The organism is Streptomyces sp. CNZ301, from assembly GCF_004217425.1.
On record NZ_SHLG01000001.1, the window covers coordinates 3,512,393 to 3,526,598 of the forward strand.

General features: G+C 70.1%; 12 protein-coding genes, 1 tRNA gene and 1 pseudogene. 6 read left to right on the top strand and 8 right to left on the bottom strand.

All coding sequences use genetic code 11. The features are described from left to right. Nucleotides 1–119 precede the first annotated feature (119 nt). Nucleotides 120–752 (bottom strand): GAP family protein, encoded by a 633-nt coding sequence (locus EV375_RS15140; protein WP_207228123.1) that lies wholly within the window; start codon nucleotides 750–752, stop codon nucleotides 120–122. A gap of 211 nt (nucleotides 753–963) precedes the next feature. On the opposite strand from EV375_RS15140, the gene EV375_RS15145 reads away from it, so the two are divergent. From EV375_RS15145 to EV375_RS15165, 5 genes are all read left to right on the top strand, one after another. Further along, on the top strand, nucleotides 964–1,413 hold the full coding sequence (locus tag EV375_RS15145) for a DUF7144 family membrane protein (RefSeq protein WP_486588491.1): 450 nt from the start codon (nucleotides 964–966) through the stop codon (nucleotides 1,411–1,413). Between the two features lie 160 nt (nucleotides 1,414–1,573). Beyond that, nucleotides 1,574–2,404, top strand: coding sequence for a methyltransferase domain-containing protein (locus EV375_RS15150; RefSeq protein WP_130299899.1), 831 nt, complete (start codon nucleotides 1,574–1,576; stop codon nucleotides 2,402–2,404). 199 nt (nucleotides 2,405–2,603) lie between these two features. Next, nucleotides 2,604–3,176, top strand: coding sequence for an OsmC family protein (locus EV375_RS15155; protein WP_130299900.1), 573 nt, complete (start codon nucleotides 2,604–2,606; stop codon nucleotides 3,174–3,176). Between the two features lie 297 nt (nucleotides 3,177–3,473). Further along, on the top strand, nucleotides 3,474–3,875 hold the full coding sequence (locus tag EV375_RS15160; RefSeq protein WP_130299901.1) for an ACT domain-containing protein: 402 nt from the start codon (nucleotides 3,474–3,476) through the stop codon (nucleotides 3,873–3,875). 105 nt (nucleotides 3,876–3,980) lie between these two features. Next, nucleotides 3,981–4,709 (top strand): DUF459 domain-containing protein, encoded by a 729-nt coding sequence (locus EV375_RS15165; RefSeq protein WP_207228125.1) that lies wholly within the window; start codon nucleotides 3,981–3,983, stop codon nucleotides 4,707–4,709. Between the two features lie 35 nt (nucleotides 4,710–4,744). Here the strand turns inward: EV375_RS15165 and EV375_RS15170 are convergent. Continuing rightward, nucleotides 4,745–4,826, bottom strand: a tRNA-Tyr gene (locus EV375_RS15170). Nucleotides 4,827–5,014: 188 nt separating this feature from the next. On the opposite strand from EV375_RS15170, the gene EV375_RS15175 reads away from it, so the two are divergent. Further along, nucleotides 5,015–5,503, top strand: a complete 489-nt coding sequence (locus tag EV375_RS15175) for a YajQ family cyclic di-GMP-binding protein (protein ID WP_055485932.1) — start codon at nucleotides 5,015–5,017, stop codon at nucleotides 5,501–5,503. A 122-nt stretch (nucleotides 5,504–5,625) separates the two neighbouring features. Here the strand turns inward: EV375_RS15175 and EV375_RS29710 are convergent, their stop codons facing one another. The 6 genes and pseudogenes from EV375_RS29710 to EV375_RS15200 all read right to left on the bottom strand — a co-directional run bounded on the left by EV375_RS29710 (nucleotide 5,626) and on the right by EV375_RS15200 (nucleotide 14,180). Then, nucleotides 5,626–6,513, bottom strand: coding sequence for an MSCRAMM family protein (locus EV375_RS29710; protein ID WP_486588735.1), 888 nt, complete (start codon nucleotides 6,511–6,513; stop codon nucleotides 5,626–5,628). 66 nt (nucleotides 6,514–6,579) lie between these two features. Beyond that, nucleotides 6,580–8,748: pseudogene (locus EV375_RS15180) on the bottom strand (MMPL family transporter); the annotation flags it as partial. A gap of 103 nt (nucleotides 8,749–8,851) precedes the next feature. Further along, entirely contained in the window at nucleotides 8,852–9,442 is a 591-nt protein-coding gene (locus tag EV375_RS15185) for a TetR/AcrR family transcriptional regulator (RefSeq protein ID WP_130299903.1), read from the bottom strand. Between the two features lie 143 nt (nucleotides 9,443–9,585). After that, nucleotides 9,586–10,446 carry a zinc metalloprotease HtpX gene (gene htpX, locus EV375_RS15190; protein WP_130299904.1) on the bottom strand — a complete coding sequence of 287 codons (861 nt, stop codon included), beginning with the start codon at nucleotides 10,444–10,446 and terminating at the stop codon, nucleotides 9,586–9,588. A gap of 189 nt (nucleotides 10,447–10,635) precedes the next feature. Further along, complete coding sequence (locus tag EV375_RS15195; protein WP_130299905.1) at nucleotides 10,636–12,282, bottom strand: NADH-quinone oxidoreductase subunit N; 1,647 nt, start codon at nucleotides 12,280–12,282, stop codon at nucleotides 10,636–10,638. Beyond that, nucleotides 12,279–14,180 (bottom strand): complex I subunit 4 family protein, encoded by a 1,902-nt coding sequence (locus EV375_RS15200; protein WP_486588736.1) that lies wholly within the window; start codon nucleotides 14,178–14,180, stop codon nucleotides 12,279–12,281. Before EV375_RS15200 ends, EV375_RS15195 begins: the two co-directional genes overlap by 4 nt. Nucleotides 14,181–14,206: the final 26 nt, after the last annotated feature.

The following is a 14,206-nucleotide window of genomic DNA, read 5'->3' on the forward strand; positions in this document are numbered from 1 at the left end:
TGACCTTCGCCCGCCGTCCTGAGGATGCTGCGGGGCTCGTACGCGTCTGGCCGCCTCGGCCGGGCGGAAACATCGAGGGTATGTGCACGCGGCCGCGTGCCGGGGACGGCCGTGCCCGTTCAGCTCCCGCCGAGGATGATCAGGATGAAGATCACGCAGCAGAAGATGTTGACGAGCCAGCTGTGCGAGTTGAGCCAGTCCCGCACACGCGGCATGGCCGTCGCCATCCGGCGGTGGAAGACGGTGAAGGTGATCAGGGGCAGCGCGATGAGCAACAGGACGGCGCCGAAGAAGGGCAGTCCTCCCCAGTAGCCGTCCGGGTCGCTGCGCAGCGAGATGCCCACGGTGAGCATGACCAGGATGTCGGAAGGCATCAGGGCCACCAGGAGCAGACCCACCCTGAACGCCTTCGCAGGGCTCGCGGTGAGCAGCGCACCGAGCCACTTGGGCGGCTCGGCGGTGCGCCGCCCCAGGTAGTTCTTGACGGCCAGCACCACCAGGAGGCCCACCAGCACGTACTGGATGATGCGGCCGATCGACCCCCGGCTCTGCGAGTGGCCGGAGTCGCCGAAGTCCAGCAACTGTGCGAGCCCGTAGGCGGCTGCGGTTCCGGCGAGCACGGAGACCATGAATCCCGCGAGGAACATCCCGGAGAGCCGGTACGGGGCGCGGGTGGTCGTGAGGATGACCGCGGAGATGATCTGGGGTCCGGCAATCGTCGTGATGGCGAGCGGCAGTACTTCGAGCGTCACGCCATCAGCTTCCCGTCTTCCGGTGCCGTCGGCCGGGCGGCGAGCCGTCGGGGGCGGGCCGGTGGTGGTCGGGAGCGGCGTGGACATGGCGCCGTTCATGCCCTCTGAGCTGGGAAAACGTCTCCGGTCGCAGGTTGTCGAGATTCTGCCAAACTAGGACATAAGCACCTGAACAGGTGAAGCCAGACCTTGCAAGAGGGAGGGTCCCGACATGGCAACTCATGCTGCCGGCGGCGGGCATGCGGGCACCGCCGTACGCGGTACCGGCAAGCCGGCGATGTTCTCCGGCTGGACGAAGCTGGCCGGCGCGCTGATGTTCTTCGGCGGGCTGCTCGCCGTCTCATCCGGTGTGGCGGCCCTGCAGGAGGACGCCGTCTTCGCGTCGACGCAGAGCTACGCCTTCGACTACAGCCTCACGGGCTGGGGATGGGTGCACCTGTTCCTGGGCGCCGCGATAGCAGTCGCCGGCATCGCCGTGCTGATAACGGGTGCGACGTGGGCCCGATGGGTCGGCATAACCCTTGCCGGCCTGGGCATGATCGCCAGCTTCATGTGGCTGCCCTACTTCCCGCTCTGGGCACTGATCACGCTGGCGGTGGACGTGTTCATCATCTGGGCGCTGTGCGCGGGCATGGGCACACGATCGCAGATGTCCACGTAGCACCGCGCAGGCGACGGCCCCGGGCCCCACAGCTGGTCCGGGGCCGTCGCCGTGCCCGCGTCATTACCGCGCCGCGGCCAACGCCGGGCCCCTGCCCGGACCCGCAGCGTCGCCGCAAAATCGAGGGCGCGGCCGCACGGCCGGGCTGTACGGTCCCGGCATGAACGACGTCGGACACCCGGCCGTCCACGGGGACTGGCTCCGCCACAACCGGGAGAACTGGGACGACCGCGTACGGATACACGCCGCCAGCAACTTCTACGACCTTCCGGGGTTCCGGGCCGGGGCGTGCACGCTGCGGCCGTTCGAGATCTCCGAAGTGGGCGACGTGACGGGCCGTCGGCTGGTCCATCTGCAGTGCCACATGGGGCAGGACACCCTCTCGTGGGCACGGCGCGGTGCGTACGTCACCGGGCTGGACTTCTCCGCCGAGGCCGTGCGCACCGCTCGAGGACTGGCCGGGGACACCGGCATGACGGATCGTGCGCGGTTCCTCGTCTCGGACGTGTACAGGGCACGCGAGGCCCTCGGCGGCGAACGCTTCGACATCGTCTACACGGGCCTGGGTGCCCTGGTCTGGCTGCCGGACCTGAGTGAGTGGGCGAAGGTCGTGGCCTCCCTGCTCGAAGAGCAAGGGACGCTGTACCTCGCCGAGTTCCACCCGTTGACCGAGCTGCTGGCCGAGGACGCAAGGACGGTCGAGAGCGACTACTTCCAGGCCCGCGGTGAGACACGGGACCTGCCGTACACGTACACCGACGGTCCTCCGCTGGGGAAGACCGTCACGGTCGAGTGGCAGCATCCGCTCGGCGAGGTGGTGACGGCGCTGGCGCAGGCCGGGCTGCGGATCGAGTTCCTGCACGAGCACGACACCCTGGTCTTCAGGCGCTTCCCCGGGATGGAGACGTGTGTCTCCGGGGGCTTCCGCCTGCCGGCGGGGCACCCGAGCCTGCCGCTGATGTACTCGATCCGGGCCACGAAGGGCGGCTGACGCGGCGCCCCCTCCGAGAACCGGGCCCGATGGTCCCGGCCACAGGCCCAGTGGCCCCCCTTCCGGGTCGGGTGGCCCTTCCTTGCGGGACCTTCCGCGCCCAGCATCGGAGGAGAGAAGCCGTGGCACTGGCCCGGCACAGCTCCGGGCCGTGGTCGCGACCTCACCACTCGCCACCGCATTGGAGAGGTGACCGAAAATGGCCTCCGCACAGGCTCCCGCCTCAATCGTCAACGGAGTCGACACCGAGCGGCTGAAAGCAACGATCGAAGCGATCGACACTGACGTGACTTGTGCCGACTTCCAGTTCCGCGCCTCGAACGAGTGGCTGGACGGGGCTCACAACCGTTCCGCCCTCGCGTCCTTCCGCAGCGCGGGCGCCGAGGACAGCACCCGGAAGCGGACGTTCACATTCGACTCCGACGAACCGCTCCCGCTGCTCGGACACGACGAGGGCCCCAACCCGACCGAGGCCCTGCTCCACGCGCTGGCGGCATGCCTCACGACGTCGCTCGTCTACCACGCCGCCGCGAAGGGCATCGATGTGCGCCGGGTGGAGTCGAGCCTCGAAGGAGACCTCGACCTGCGCGGCTTCCTCGGCATGGACGAGGACATACGCAACGGGTACGAGGGGATACGCGTCGACATGAAGATCGACTGCGACGGCGGCGAGGAGCAGGTACGGCAGCTCATCGAGACCGCCCAACGCCGCTCCCCGGTCTTCGACATCGTCACCAACAAGGTGCCGGTGACCGTGAGCGGCACGATGTGACGTTCGAGCTCGAGAGGCGGCACGCACGCCCGGGCGCCGCTCGGGCTGTGTGTGTTCTGCCGCAACGGGCCGTCGCCCACCGGGCGTTCCGGTCCCTTCAGAATCTGCGGGTCCGGGCAGGCCGGCGCGGCGGGTTCGAGTGCGTGGCCGGCCGGCCCGACAAGCTGCGACCCTGCGATCACACTGGCCGGCGGCCGGTTTCGGCGGTCCGGATCGGCCGGGCTGCGGCGTGACCGCTCGTCGGACATCGGCAGCACAGGGAAGATGCAAGTTGCCGCTGTGTGAAAGGTGTTGATCGTGCCCGGTGAGAACGACCTGCGAAAACTGCTCGCCGGGATGAGCCCCGAGCTGCAGCCGGGCCCCTATGTGTTCACCACGGTCGAAGCCGGCGCCGTACCTCCCGGCGTGACGCCCGTCGTCACGGTCGCCGAGCAGGAGGGCCTGACGCTGGTCCTGCCACGGCGGGAAGCAGATCGGGCCGGACTGGCCTACGACTACGTGGCGGGATGGATCACGCTGAGGGTTCACTCGGCGCTCGAAGCGGTCGGTCTGACAGCTGCCGTGGCGCGGAAGCTCGCCGATTCCGGCTTGAGCTGCAATGTGGTTGCCGGCTTCCATCACGATCACTTGTTCGTGCCGCACGATCGGACCGCTCATGCGATGGCGGCGCTGAAGGACCTGGCGCGAGAGTCTCTCTGAGCGAGCCCGCCGATGCCGTTCAGCGTGACGGCTCCGGGTGAGCGAAACGAGAGCACGCGAATACCCATACACGATAAGGTACTTGTATGCGATCGAGGAGGGCGGATGGTCCTGTTCCCCCGTGCCGACTCCCAGCAGGGCCACGATCCTTGCGTGATTCGTGATCTGCGAGTCTGCTTCGTCGGGGACTCCTTCGTCGCCGGCCTCGGCGACCCCCTCTGCCTCGGCTGGGCCGGACGACTAGCAGCCCGCACATTCACCGACGGACGACCGGTCACCACATACAACCTTGGTGTGCGGCGCCAGACTTCCTCCGACATCCTCGCTCGCTGGCAGTACGAGTGCGCTCAGAGACTGCACGACGGCGCTGATCCGCGGGTCGTCCTGTCATTCGGGGTCAATGACACCGCACTTGAAGAAGGCCGCCCGCGCGTCGCACCCGACGAGTCGTCCGCCAACCTGACTCAGATCCTTCGGCAGTGCGCAGACCAGGGGTGGCCCGCCCTGGTGGTTGCCCCACCGCCCGTCGACGACGATGCACACAATGCCCGCATTGCCCTGCTCGACGAGCGGTTCGCCCGAGTCTGCCGCGAGGCCTGCGTTCCTTACGTCCCTGTGCACCAGCGGTTGCGCAGCAGTGCCGTATGGAGAACGGAAGTCCGCGCCGGCGACGGCGCCCACCCCGGTGCCGGAGGCTACGACGAGATCGCCGCCCTGATCGCACCACGCTGGCGGGACTGGCTGCGGACCGTGCCCCGCGTGCTTGACGAGGCAGCCGCGGCAGGGGAAGGAGCCGCGGCGTTCCACGCTGATCGCAAACGATCCGGCCCCTGACCGTCATGCTCGGTCAGGGGCCGGATCTTCGTCTGTGGCGGCGCTAGGATTCGAACCTAGGAAGGCTGAGCCGGCAGATTTACAGTCTGCTCCCTTTGGCCGCTCGGGCACACCGCCTGGGATCGCTGCCCGCCCCGCCTTTGGGCGGTGCTCCGTGGCAACGGTGTAAACCATACCCGATGACCCGGGGTGCTTCGCCACCCGGTTGATCAGGGGTGCGGGCGCTGCTCAGTGGCTAGGCTGACCGCGCGGTGCGCGTCGCGGACCGCTTCTCTGACGGATCAATCATGAGGAGCCAACTCACCATGGCGGACTCCAGTTTCGACATCGTCTCGAAGGTCGAGCGGCAGGAGGTTGACAACGCCATCAACCAGGCCGCCAAGGAGATCTCGCAGCGTTACGACTTCCGCGGCGTGGACGCCTCGATCGCATGGTCGGGCGAGCGGATCGAGATGCGGGCCAATGCCGAGGAGCGGGTGAAGGCCGTTCTCGACATCTTCCAGTCCAAGCTGGTCAAGCGCGGGATTTCGCTCAAGGCGCTGGACCCGGGCGAGCCGCAGTCCTCCGGCAAGGAGTACAAGATCTTCGCGACGCTGAAGGAAGGCATCGCGCAGGACGAGGCCAAGAAGATCGCGAAGGTCATCCGCGACGAGGGCCCGAAGGGTGTCAAGGCCCAGGTGCAGGGCGACGAACTGCGGGTCTCCTCGAAGAGCCGCGATCATCTGCAGGAGATCATCGCGCTGTTGAAGGGGAAGGACTTCGACTTCCCGCTGCAGTTCGTGAACTACCGCTGAGCGACCGGGTCACGGCATCGAGGTACGCGGTGTCCCGACCGTTCCCGTGAGCCGGGGCGGCGCGCGCTCCGTTCGCGTCGCGCGCCGCGTTCCGGTCACGGCGGGAATCCCGGGTGTGCCAACTACTCGTCCGGGTGGTGCAGTTCGATGTCGAAGCCGTCCACGCCCGGCCCTTCGACGTGCAGCGCGGTCGCCATCGGCGGATAGCCGCCGGCGATGACCGAGTAGTCGCCGGCGTCCAGGTCTGTGAAGGCGTACGCGCCGTCCTCGCCGGTTGTGGAGGTGGCGACCACATTGCCCGCCGCGTCGACCAGCGTGACCCGCGCGTCCCGCAGCGGCTCGTTGTGCGCGCCGGCACGCACGGTGCCCTGCACCCGCGCACCCGCCGCCAGTTCGATGTCGATACGGGTCATGCCCTGTCCGTCCATCTCCACCTGCCGCGCCGTGGGGCGATATCCCGGTGCGTTCACAGCGAGTGTGAACGCACCGGCCGTCAGCTCGTCGAAGCGGAAGTCGCCGCGCTCGCCCGTGGTCGCGGTGGCCAGTGCGTCGCCCTGAACGTCGGTCACCACGACCACCGCCTTCGGCACCGGCAGTCCGTAAGGGGCACCACGCACCAGACCGGTCAGGCCGCCCGTACCGGATAGCACGACGTCGTGAGCCGACGCCGAGTCGCCCACGACGACCGTGGACGCCTGCGGCCGGTGCCGCTCTGCCGCCACGATCAGTACGTAGCTGCCGGGTCCGGGGACGTCCAGAGCGTATGTACCGTCGGCATGCGCGACGGAGCGGCCCAGCTGTTGTCCGCCGAGTGAGATCAACGTGACCGCGGCCCGCGCGAGGCCGGTACCGCGGGCATCACGGATGGTGCCGCGGACACCGTGTCCGGCCTGCCCGTACGGCCCCTCTGCCGACTCGGATGCCACACCCGCCGGCTGCCGGGCGGACTGCTCCTGTGCCGTGGCGAGCCGCCCGGCATCGGATGCCGGCGCACCGGCCCCCACGGGCACGAGTTCGCGCCCGGAGGGCCGCGGGATCGGACCGGCGGGTTCCGGGGGCCGCGGGGCGTTTGGGACGTCCCGCAGGCCCTCGCCCTCGATGTCGACGGCGGGCAGCATCCGGCCGAACCACTCGGGCAGCCACCAGGCGGCCTTGCCGAGCAGCGCCAGTACGGCTGGGACGAGGGCCATGCGCACGATGAACGCGTCGAAGAAGACGGCGACGGCCAGTCCGAAACCGATCATCTTGACCATCGAATCGCTCGATCCGATGAAGCCCGAGAACACCGCGATCATGATGACGGCCGCGGCGGTGACCACCCGGGCCCCGTGCCGGAATCCGGTCACGATCGCCTCGCGCGGCCACTCCCCGTGTACGTACGCCTCTCGCATGCGCGTGACCAGGAAGACTTCGTAGTCCATCGCCAGGCCGAATACGACGCCCACCATGAAGATCGGCATCATCGACATGACGGGGCCTGTCTCCTCGACGGCCAGCAGATCGGCGAGCCAGCCCCACTGGAAGACCGCGACGACGGCGCCGAGCGCGGCGAGCACGGAGAGCAGGAAGCCGAGCGCGGCCTTGAGCGGCACCAGGACCGAGCGGAAGACCACGATCAGCAGCAGGAAAGCCAGGCCCACGACGAGCGCCAGGTACGGCACGAGTGCGTCGTCCAGCTTCTGCGACACGTCGATGTTCATCGCGGTGGCGCCGGTGACCAGCACCTCCGCGCCGGTGCCCGAACTTATGTCCTTGCCTGCGCCACGGATGCCCTGTACCAGGTCCTCGGTCTCGGTCGACGAGGGCTTGGAGTCCGGGATCACGGTGATCATCGCGGTGTCGCCGGGCTTGTTGTACCTGGCCGGGGTCACCGTGAGGACGTCGTCGAGGCCCCGGACTTCTTCGGTCACCTCTTTGACGGCGCCCTTCGGGTCGTCGCTGGAGCGGGCGTCGACGACGACCATCAGCGGCCCGTTGAAGCCCGGGCCGAAGCCGTCGGAGAGCAAGTCGTACGCCTTGCGCTGCGTGGTGTCGGTGGGCTGGGAACCGTCGTCCGGCAGGCCGAGTTCGAGCGAACCGGCCGGGATCGCGGCGGCGCCGAGGCCGAGGACTCCGAGCAGCAGCACGGTGACGGGCCGGCGGACGACGAAACGCGCCCAGCGGGTGCCCGTGTTCGGCTTGTCCTGGGGGTTCGGAGCCTCGTTGTCCGCGCCGTCCGGCTGCTTTCGCCTGGCACCCGCGGGATGCACCCTCTTGCGGGCGAATCCCAGCAGCGCCGGGATCAGGGTGAGCGCGATGAGGACCGCGATGGCCACGGTGCCCGCGGCCGCGACGCCCATCTTCGTCAGCATGGGAATGTCGACCACGGCGAGGCCGACGAGTGCGATCACGACGGTGAGACCGGCGAAGACCACGGCGGAGCCGGCGGTACCGACGGCGCGTCCGGCCGCGTCCTCGCCTTCTCGGCCTTCGGCGAGTTCGGCGCGGTACCGGGAGGCGATGAAGAGGGCGTAGTCGATGCCGACGGCGAGGCCGATCATCATCGCGAGCGTCGAGGTGGTGGAGTCCAGGTCGAGGGTGTTCGCCAGGGCGGTGATCGTGGAGATCCCGATGCCGACGCCGATCAGAGCGGTGAGCAGTGGAAGCCCGGCCGCGACCAGCGAGCCGAAGGTGATGAGCAGCACGATCGCGGCGACGGTGATCCCGATGACCTCTGTGGCGCCCGTCTCGGGAACGGTGTTGAGCGCGTCACCGCCGACCTCCACGGTCAGCCCCTGGTCCCGGGCGTCCTGGGCGACGTCCTGAAGCGCGTCGCGCGAGGACTCCTCCAGCTCCATGCCGGGGACCTCGTACGACACCTGCGCATAGGTGAGTGTGCCGTCCTTGCTGACGGCCTTGGTCCGGAACGGGTCGGCCACGGAGGCGACTTCGGCGCCGGTGCCGAGTTCCTTGACGGCCTGCTGGACGGTGGCCTTGTTGCCGGGAGCGGTGATCTTCTCACCGCCGGGTGCCTTGAAGACGACACGTGCGGTGGCTCCGTCCGCGCTGGAGCCGGGGAAGCGGTCATCCAGCAGATCGAAGGCCTTCTGCGCCTCGGTGCCGGGAATCGAGAAGGACGCCGATCCCGCTGCGGGCGCCTGTGCGGCGCCCGCACCCGCGAGGGTCAGCAACGTCACCCAGATCAGTGCGACGAAGTGCCGTCGCCGGAAGGCGAATCGGCCCAGTTTGGAGAGGAATGTGGCCACGAGAACTTACTCCCGGTCAGGTCGTGGTCGTGCAAGGGCAGGGGGCATCGGCCCGACGACGTGAGCGGTCGCGTCAGGTGCCGCGGGTGGCGCTTGGGGAGGGTCAGGCGCCGAGGGCGGGGAGAACCACGGCGTCGGTGTACGAGAGGATGAAGTCCTGGGTGGGCGGCAGCCCGTCGATCAACGTCCGGGCCGCGAAGGCGCCGACCATCATGTGGACGACGTAGTCGAACGCGGGGTTGTCCGCGCGGACTTCGCCCCGCTCCACGGCACGTCGCAGTATCACGCGCATCTCTTCCAGTTCCGGTTCGATCAGCAACTCCCGGAAGGCCTGGAGCAGATCGGGGTTTCCGTGCACCGCCATGGCCAGACCCCGCATCAGCGCGTGGTGCTGCTCCATCTGGCAGTCGTCCTGGCGCAGGGCCAGCTCATGGAAGTCGCCCCGGAGGGACCCGGTGTCGATGTCGGCGAGATTGTGCGGCTTCTGGTGGCGCAGGGCCCGGACGACGAGCTCGGCCTTGCCGCCCCACTGGCGGTAGAGGGTGGCCTTGCTGGACCGGGTGCGGGTGGAGACGGCGTCCATGGTGAGGGTGTCGTAGCCGACCTCGCGGAGCAGGTCGAGCACGGCCGCGTACAGCTCGGACTCACGCTCGGGGGTGATCCGGCTGCGGCGCGGCCCCGCGGCGTCAGCCATGAGCGCCACTCCTTTCCGAACGAAACTGTTTCGTACAGCGCGACCATACCCCTGGGCACTGCGAAACGAAACAGTTTCGTACGTGGCGCACATCACGCCCCGGCGCTCGCTGAATGCCCGGCCACGCCCGGCATCCCCGCCCTCTACCCGCGTCGCCCCGCCATGCGCTCCAGGCGCGCGACCCGCTGGGCCATCGGCGGGTGCGTGGAGAAGAGGCGGGTCACGCCGTCTCCGCGGCGGAAGGGGTTCGCGATCATCATGTGGCTCGCCGTCTCCAGCCTCGGTTCCGGCGGCAGCGGCAACTGCCTGGTGCCCGCTTCGAGTTTGCGCAGCGCGGAGGCGAGGGCGAGCGGGTCGCCGGTGAGCTGCGCTCCGGACGCGTCCGCCTCGTACTCGCGGGAGCGGGAGACGGCCAGGTGGATGACGGTGGCCGCGAGGGGCCCCACGATCATGATCAGCAGCATGCCGAAGAGGCCCGGCCCATCGTCGTCGTCGCCGCGGCCGAAGGGGATCAGCCAGGCGAAGTTGACGAGGAACATCACCACCGAGGCGAGGGCCCCGGCGACCGAGGAGATGAGGATGTCCCGGTTGTAGACGTGGCTCAGCTCATGACCGATGACGCCGCGCAGCTCACGCTCGTCGAGCAGGCGGAGGATCCCGTCGGTGCAGCAGACGGCCGCGTTGCGCGGGTTGCGGCCGGTGGCGAAGGCGTTCGGCGCCCGGGTCGGCGAGATGTACAGGCGGGGCATCGGCTGGCGGGCCGCCGTGGACAGCTCTCGCACCATCCGGTACAGCTGCGGCGCCTCGAACTCGCTGACCGGGCGGGCACGCATCGCGCGCAGGGCGATCTTGTCGCTGCGCCAGTACGCGTAGCCGTTTGTGCCGAGGGCCACCACCAGCGCGACGACGAGGCCCGCACGGCCGAAGAAGCTGCCGATGACGATGATGAGTGCCGACAGTCCCCCGAGGAGCAGCGCTGTCCTCAGCCCGTTGTGCCGGTGCACAGTACGCCCTCCAGTGGTGCAGCAGGGGAACCCTGAGCCGCGTGGTCGTGCCACGGTTCGGTGGAACCTCTTCGCCCTGGTCAACGCGGGGAGCCGGACAACAGTTCCCTGCAGGGGACGCCGTCCCCCGTACGGCCCTGCCGGGCCTTCCGCCCCCCGGTCCCGTCGGTTCCCCGGTACGGGGCGCCGCTACCGAAGGCCCCCGGCTGTGAAGGTGAGCACCAGATCCGGGTCGACCGACAGGGCCACACCGGCGGCAGCGGTGAGCGCGATCCCGGCGGCCAGTGGCGGCGCCATGCGGGTCCGCTGCTGCCCTTCCCCGGCATGCGGCACGGCGACGGCGGCCGTCGGGGCCCGGAAGGCGAGGGCGGTCCAGCGCAGGTAGTAGAAGAGGGCGATCACCACGTTCACGGCCATGATCACGGCCAGCCAGCCCAGCCCGTTGCCGATGGCGGTGGAGAAGATCGCGAGCTTCGCGAAGAGGCCGATCACGCCCGGCGGCAGGCCTGCCAGGCAGAGCAGGAAGAAGGCGAGTGCCAGGGCGGCGACCGGGTGGGCCGTGTACAGGCCGCGGTAGTCGGCCAGGCGGTTGGCTCTGCTGGTGCGGCTGATGTGTGCGACGACGGCGAAGGCGCCGAGGTTCACCGCCGCGTACATCAGGAGGTAGGCAACGGTGGCGCCGACGGTGGACAGGGCCGTGCCGGAGGGTTCCTCGCCGCCGACGTCCGGTGCCGCGGCGGCGAGGGGCACCAGCAGGTATCCGGCCTGCCCGACGGAGGACCAGGCGAGCAGACGTACGGCACCGTGCGCACGGTCGGCGCCCTGGCGCAGCGCGGCGGCGTTGCCCGCGGTCATCGTGACGGCCGCGAGTACGGCGAGGGCCGTGCCCCACAGCTCCGCGCGGGACGAGAACGCCTGGACGAGGAGGAGGATGAGGCCGGAGATCCCCGCCGTCTTGCCGACGACGGAGAGGAACGCGGCGACGGGTACGGGCGCGCCCACATAGGTGTCCGGAACCCAGAAGTGGAAGGGGACCACCGCCGCCTTGAAGGCGAAGCCGACGAGTGTGAGGGCGATGCCCGCGCTGCCCAGGGCCTCCAGTTGCGGGTCGGCCCTGCTGAGGCCCTCGCTGATGCCGCGGAAGTAGAGGGTTCCGGTGACGGCGTAGAGGAAGCTCGCGCCCAGCAGCGTCACGGCTGTCGCGGTGACGGAGGAGAGGAAGAACTTCAGCGCGGCCTCGGCCGATCCGCGGCTTCCGCGGCGCAGTCCGACGAGCGCGAAGGCGGGCAGCGAGGCCGTCTCCAGTGCGATGACGAGGGTGACCAGGTCACGGGAGGCCGGGACGAGGGCGGCGCCGGCGGTGGCGGAGAGCAGCAGGAACCAGTACTCGCCGGCCGGCAGCCCGAGGTCGCGCACCGCAGGCATCGACAGCAGCGCGGTGACGAACGCGGCGCCCAGTACGAGGAACTGGAGCACCAGGGAGAGGGTGTCGGCGGAGTAGGCGCACGCCCTTGACCCGTCGGGCAGGCAGAAGGTCTCCAGGTTCCTGGAGCGCAGGAAGAGCAGGGGCAGCGCCGCCAGGAGCAGGGACACGGCGGCGGCCGGACCGAGCAGCCGCTTGCCGCGCTCGGGCAGGAACAGGTCGGCGACGAGGACGGCGAGTCCGGCCACGGCGGCGATCGTCGGCGGGGAGATGGCGAGCCAGTCGACGGACTGCACGGCGGAGTCAGCGAGATGCGTGAGGTCCGCGGGGCCCGTGAACTGCGGGGGCCGGGCGGCGTCCAGTGGCTGGGCGGCGTGCACGGTCTCCGCCGCGCCGTGGGCGAGGACGTTCATCGGGTCACTCCTGGCAGGAGGTTCTGCACGGCCGGGTCGGTGAGTCCGAGGAGGAGCGCGGGCCACAGCCCGGCGGCGACGGTGAGCACCACGAGTGGCGTCCACGACGCGTACTCGTAGCCGCGCAGCTCCGGCAGCCGCACGGTCACCGGCTCGGGCTGCTCCTGTGCCTGCTCTGGTCCGGCGGCGGTGCCCGGCTTCGGGCCCTGGAGTTCGGGGCGTTCGCGGACCTCGGGGGCTTCGCGGGCCTCCAGGGGGTCGCCCATGCAGACGCGGCGCACGACGACGAGCATGTACGCGGCGGTCAGCAGGGTGCCGAAGGCGCCGATCGCCATGTAGGTGACGAACGTCGGGCGGTCGATGCCGGCGGCCGGGTCGTAGGAGCCGAGCAGCGCCAGCATCTCCCCCCAGAACCCGGCGAGTCCGGGCAGCCCGAGGGACGCGACGGCGCCGAAGGCGAGGAGCCCGCCGAAGCGCGGGAGGGTGCCGTACAGCGCGCCGCCGGTGCCGCCCGCGAGGGTGTCGAGGTCCGTGCTGCCCGTCCTCTCCTTGAGTCCGCCGACGAGGAAGAAGAGCAGGCCGGTGATGAGGCCGTGCGCGATGTTCGCGAAGAGGGCGCCGTTGACGCCGGTGGGTGTCATGGAGGCGATGCCGAGCAGCACGAAGCCCATGTGCCCGACGGAGGAGTACGCGATGAGCCGCTTGAGGTCGCCGTTGGCGCCGCGGCGCGCGAGGGCGAGGCAGACCAGCGACCCGTAGACGATGCCCGTCACGGCGAGGGCGCCGAGGTACGGGGCGAAGGTGCGCATTCCCTCGGGCGCGATCGGCAGCAGGATGCGTACGAAGCCGTAGGTGCCCATCTTCAGCAGGACGCCTGCCAGCAGGACCGAGCCGACGGTGGGTGCCGCGGTGTGGGCATCGGGCAGCCAGCTGTGGAGCGGCCACATCGGGGTCTTCACGGCGAGGCCGGTGCCGATCGCCAGCACGGCGAGGATCTGCGTGGTTCCGCTGAGCGCGGGGTGACTGCCGGTGGCCAGCGCCACCATGTCGAAGGTGCCGCTCTTGAGGCCGACGAGGAGCAGGCCGAGCAGCATCACGACGGAGCCGAGCAGCGTGTAGAGGATGAACTTCCATGCGGCGCGGCCGCGTTCACGGGGCTCGGCGACGCCCCAGCGGGAGATGAGGAAGTACATCGGGACGAGCACGGTCTCGAAGGCGAGGAAGAAGAGCACCAGGTCGAGCGCGGCGAAAGTGGCGAGCGTTCCGGCCTCGAGGAGCAGGATCAGCGCGACGAACGCCTGCGGGCCGCTGTTGCTCCGGGCGGGGGCGGCCTGCGGGGTGTCCTTCTTGGCGGTCGCGCCGGCGCCGGCGTCCGGGCCCGGGGCGTTCGCGTCGGCGGCGGCGGCGTCGGCGGCGTCGGCGTCCCCGGCAGCGCCCGCGTCCGCGTCGCCGTCGTCGTCACCGTCCCGAGCGGCCTTGCCGTCCCCCTCCGGACCCGCGTGCGCCGACGCGGCCGAGCCCGATGTCGCCTCCCCGTCCGGACCGGCGGGCGCGGCCTTGGTGTCGGTGCCGTAGCTGTGGAGCGCGCAGAGGAAGGTGAGCAGGGCGGTCAGCACGAGCAGCGGCAGCGAGACGCCGTCGACCCCGAGGTGGAGGTGGACGCCGAGGGAGGGGATCCACTCCGCGTCCGACTCGGCCTGCACGGTGTCCGCCCTGCCGGTGTCGAAGCCGAGCGCGAGGACCACGGTGGCGGCGAGGACGACACCGGTGACGGTGACGCCGTGCCGGAGCACGGCCTGCGCCGGGTTCCGGCCCTTGAGGCCGGGCGGCGCCGGCAGCAGGGCTGCGACCGACCCGAGCAGGGGAAGGACGACGACGGCGATGAGAAGCGCCTGCATGGCGGTGTTGCCGATCGTGATCACTG

Bases quoted from the DNA above. Each gene is read 5' to 3' on its own strand.
- EV375_RS15145 (WP_486588491.1), top strand. From the start codon at position 964: ATGGCAACTCATGCTGCCGGCGGCGGGCATGCGGGCACCGCCGTACGC.
- EV375_RS15150 (WP_130299899.1), top strand. From the start codon at position 1,574: ATGAACGACGTCGGACACCCGGCCGTCCACGGGGACTGGCTCCGCCAC.
- EV375_RS15155 (WP_130299900.1), top strand. From the start codon at position 2,604: ATGGCCTCCGCACAGGCTCCCGCCTCAATCGTCAACGGAGTCGACACC.
- EV375_RS15165 (WP_207228125.1), top strand. From the start codon at position 3,981: ATGGTCCTGTTCCCCCGTGCCGACTCCCAGCAGGGCCACGATCCTTGC.
- EV375_RS15175 (WP_055485932.1), top strand. From the start codon at position 5,015: ATGGCGGACTCCAGTTTCGACATCGTCTCGAAGGTCGAGCGGCAGGAG.
- EV375_RS15185 (WP_130299903.1), bottom strand. From the start codon at position 9,442: ATGGCTGACGCCGCGGGGCCGCGCCGCAGCCGGATCACCCCCGAGCGT.
- EV375_RS15195 (WP_130299905.1), bottom strand. From the start codon at position 12,282: ATGAACGTCCTCGCCCACGGCGCGGCGGAGACCGTGCACGCCGCCCAG.
- EV375_RS15200 (WP_486588736.1), bottom strand. From the start codon at position 14,180: ATGCAGGCGCTTCTCATCGCCGTCGTCGTCCTTCCCCTGCTCGGGTCG.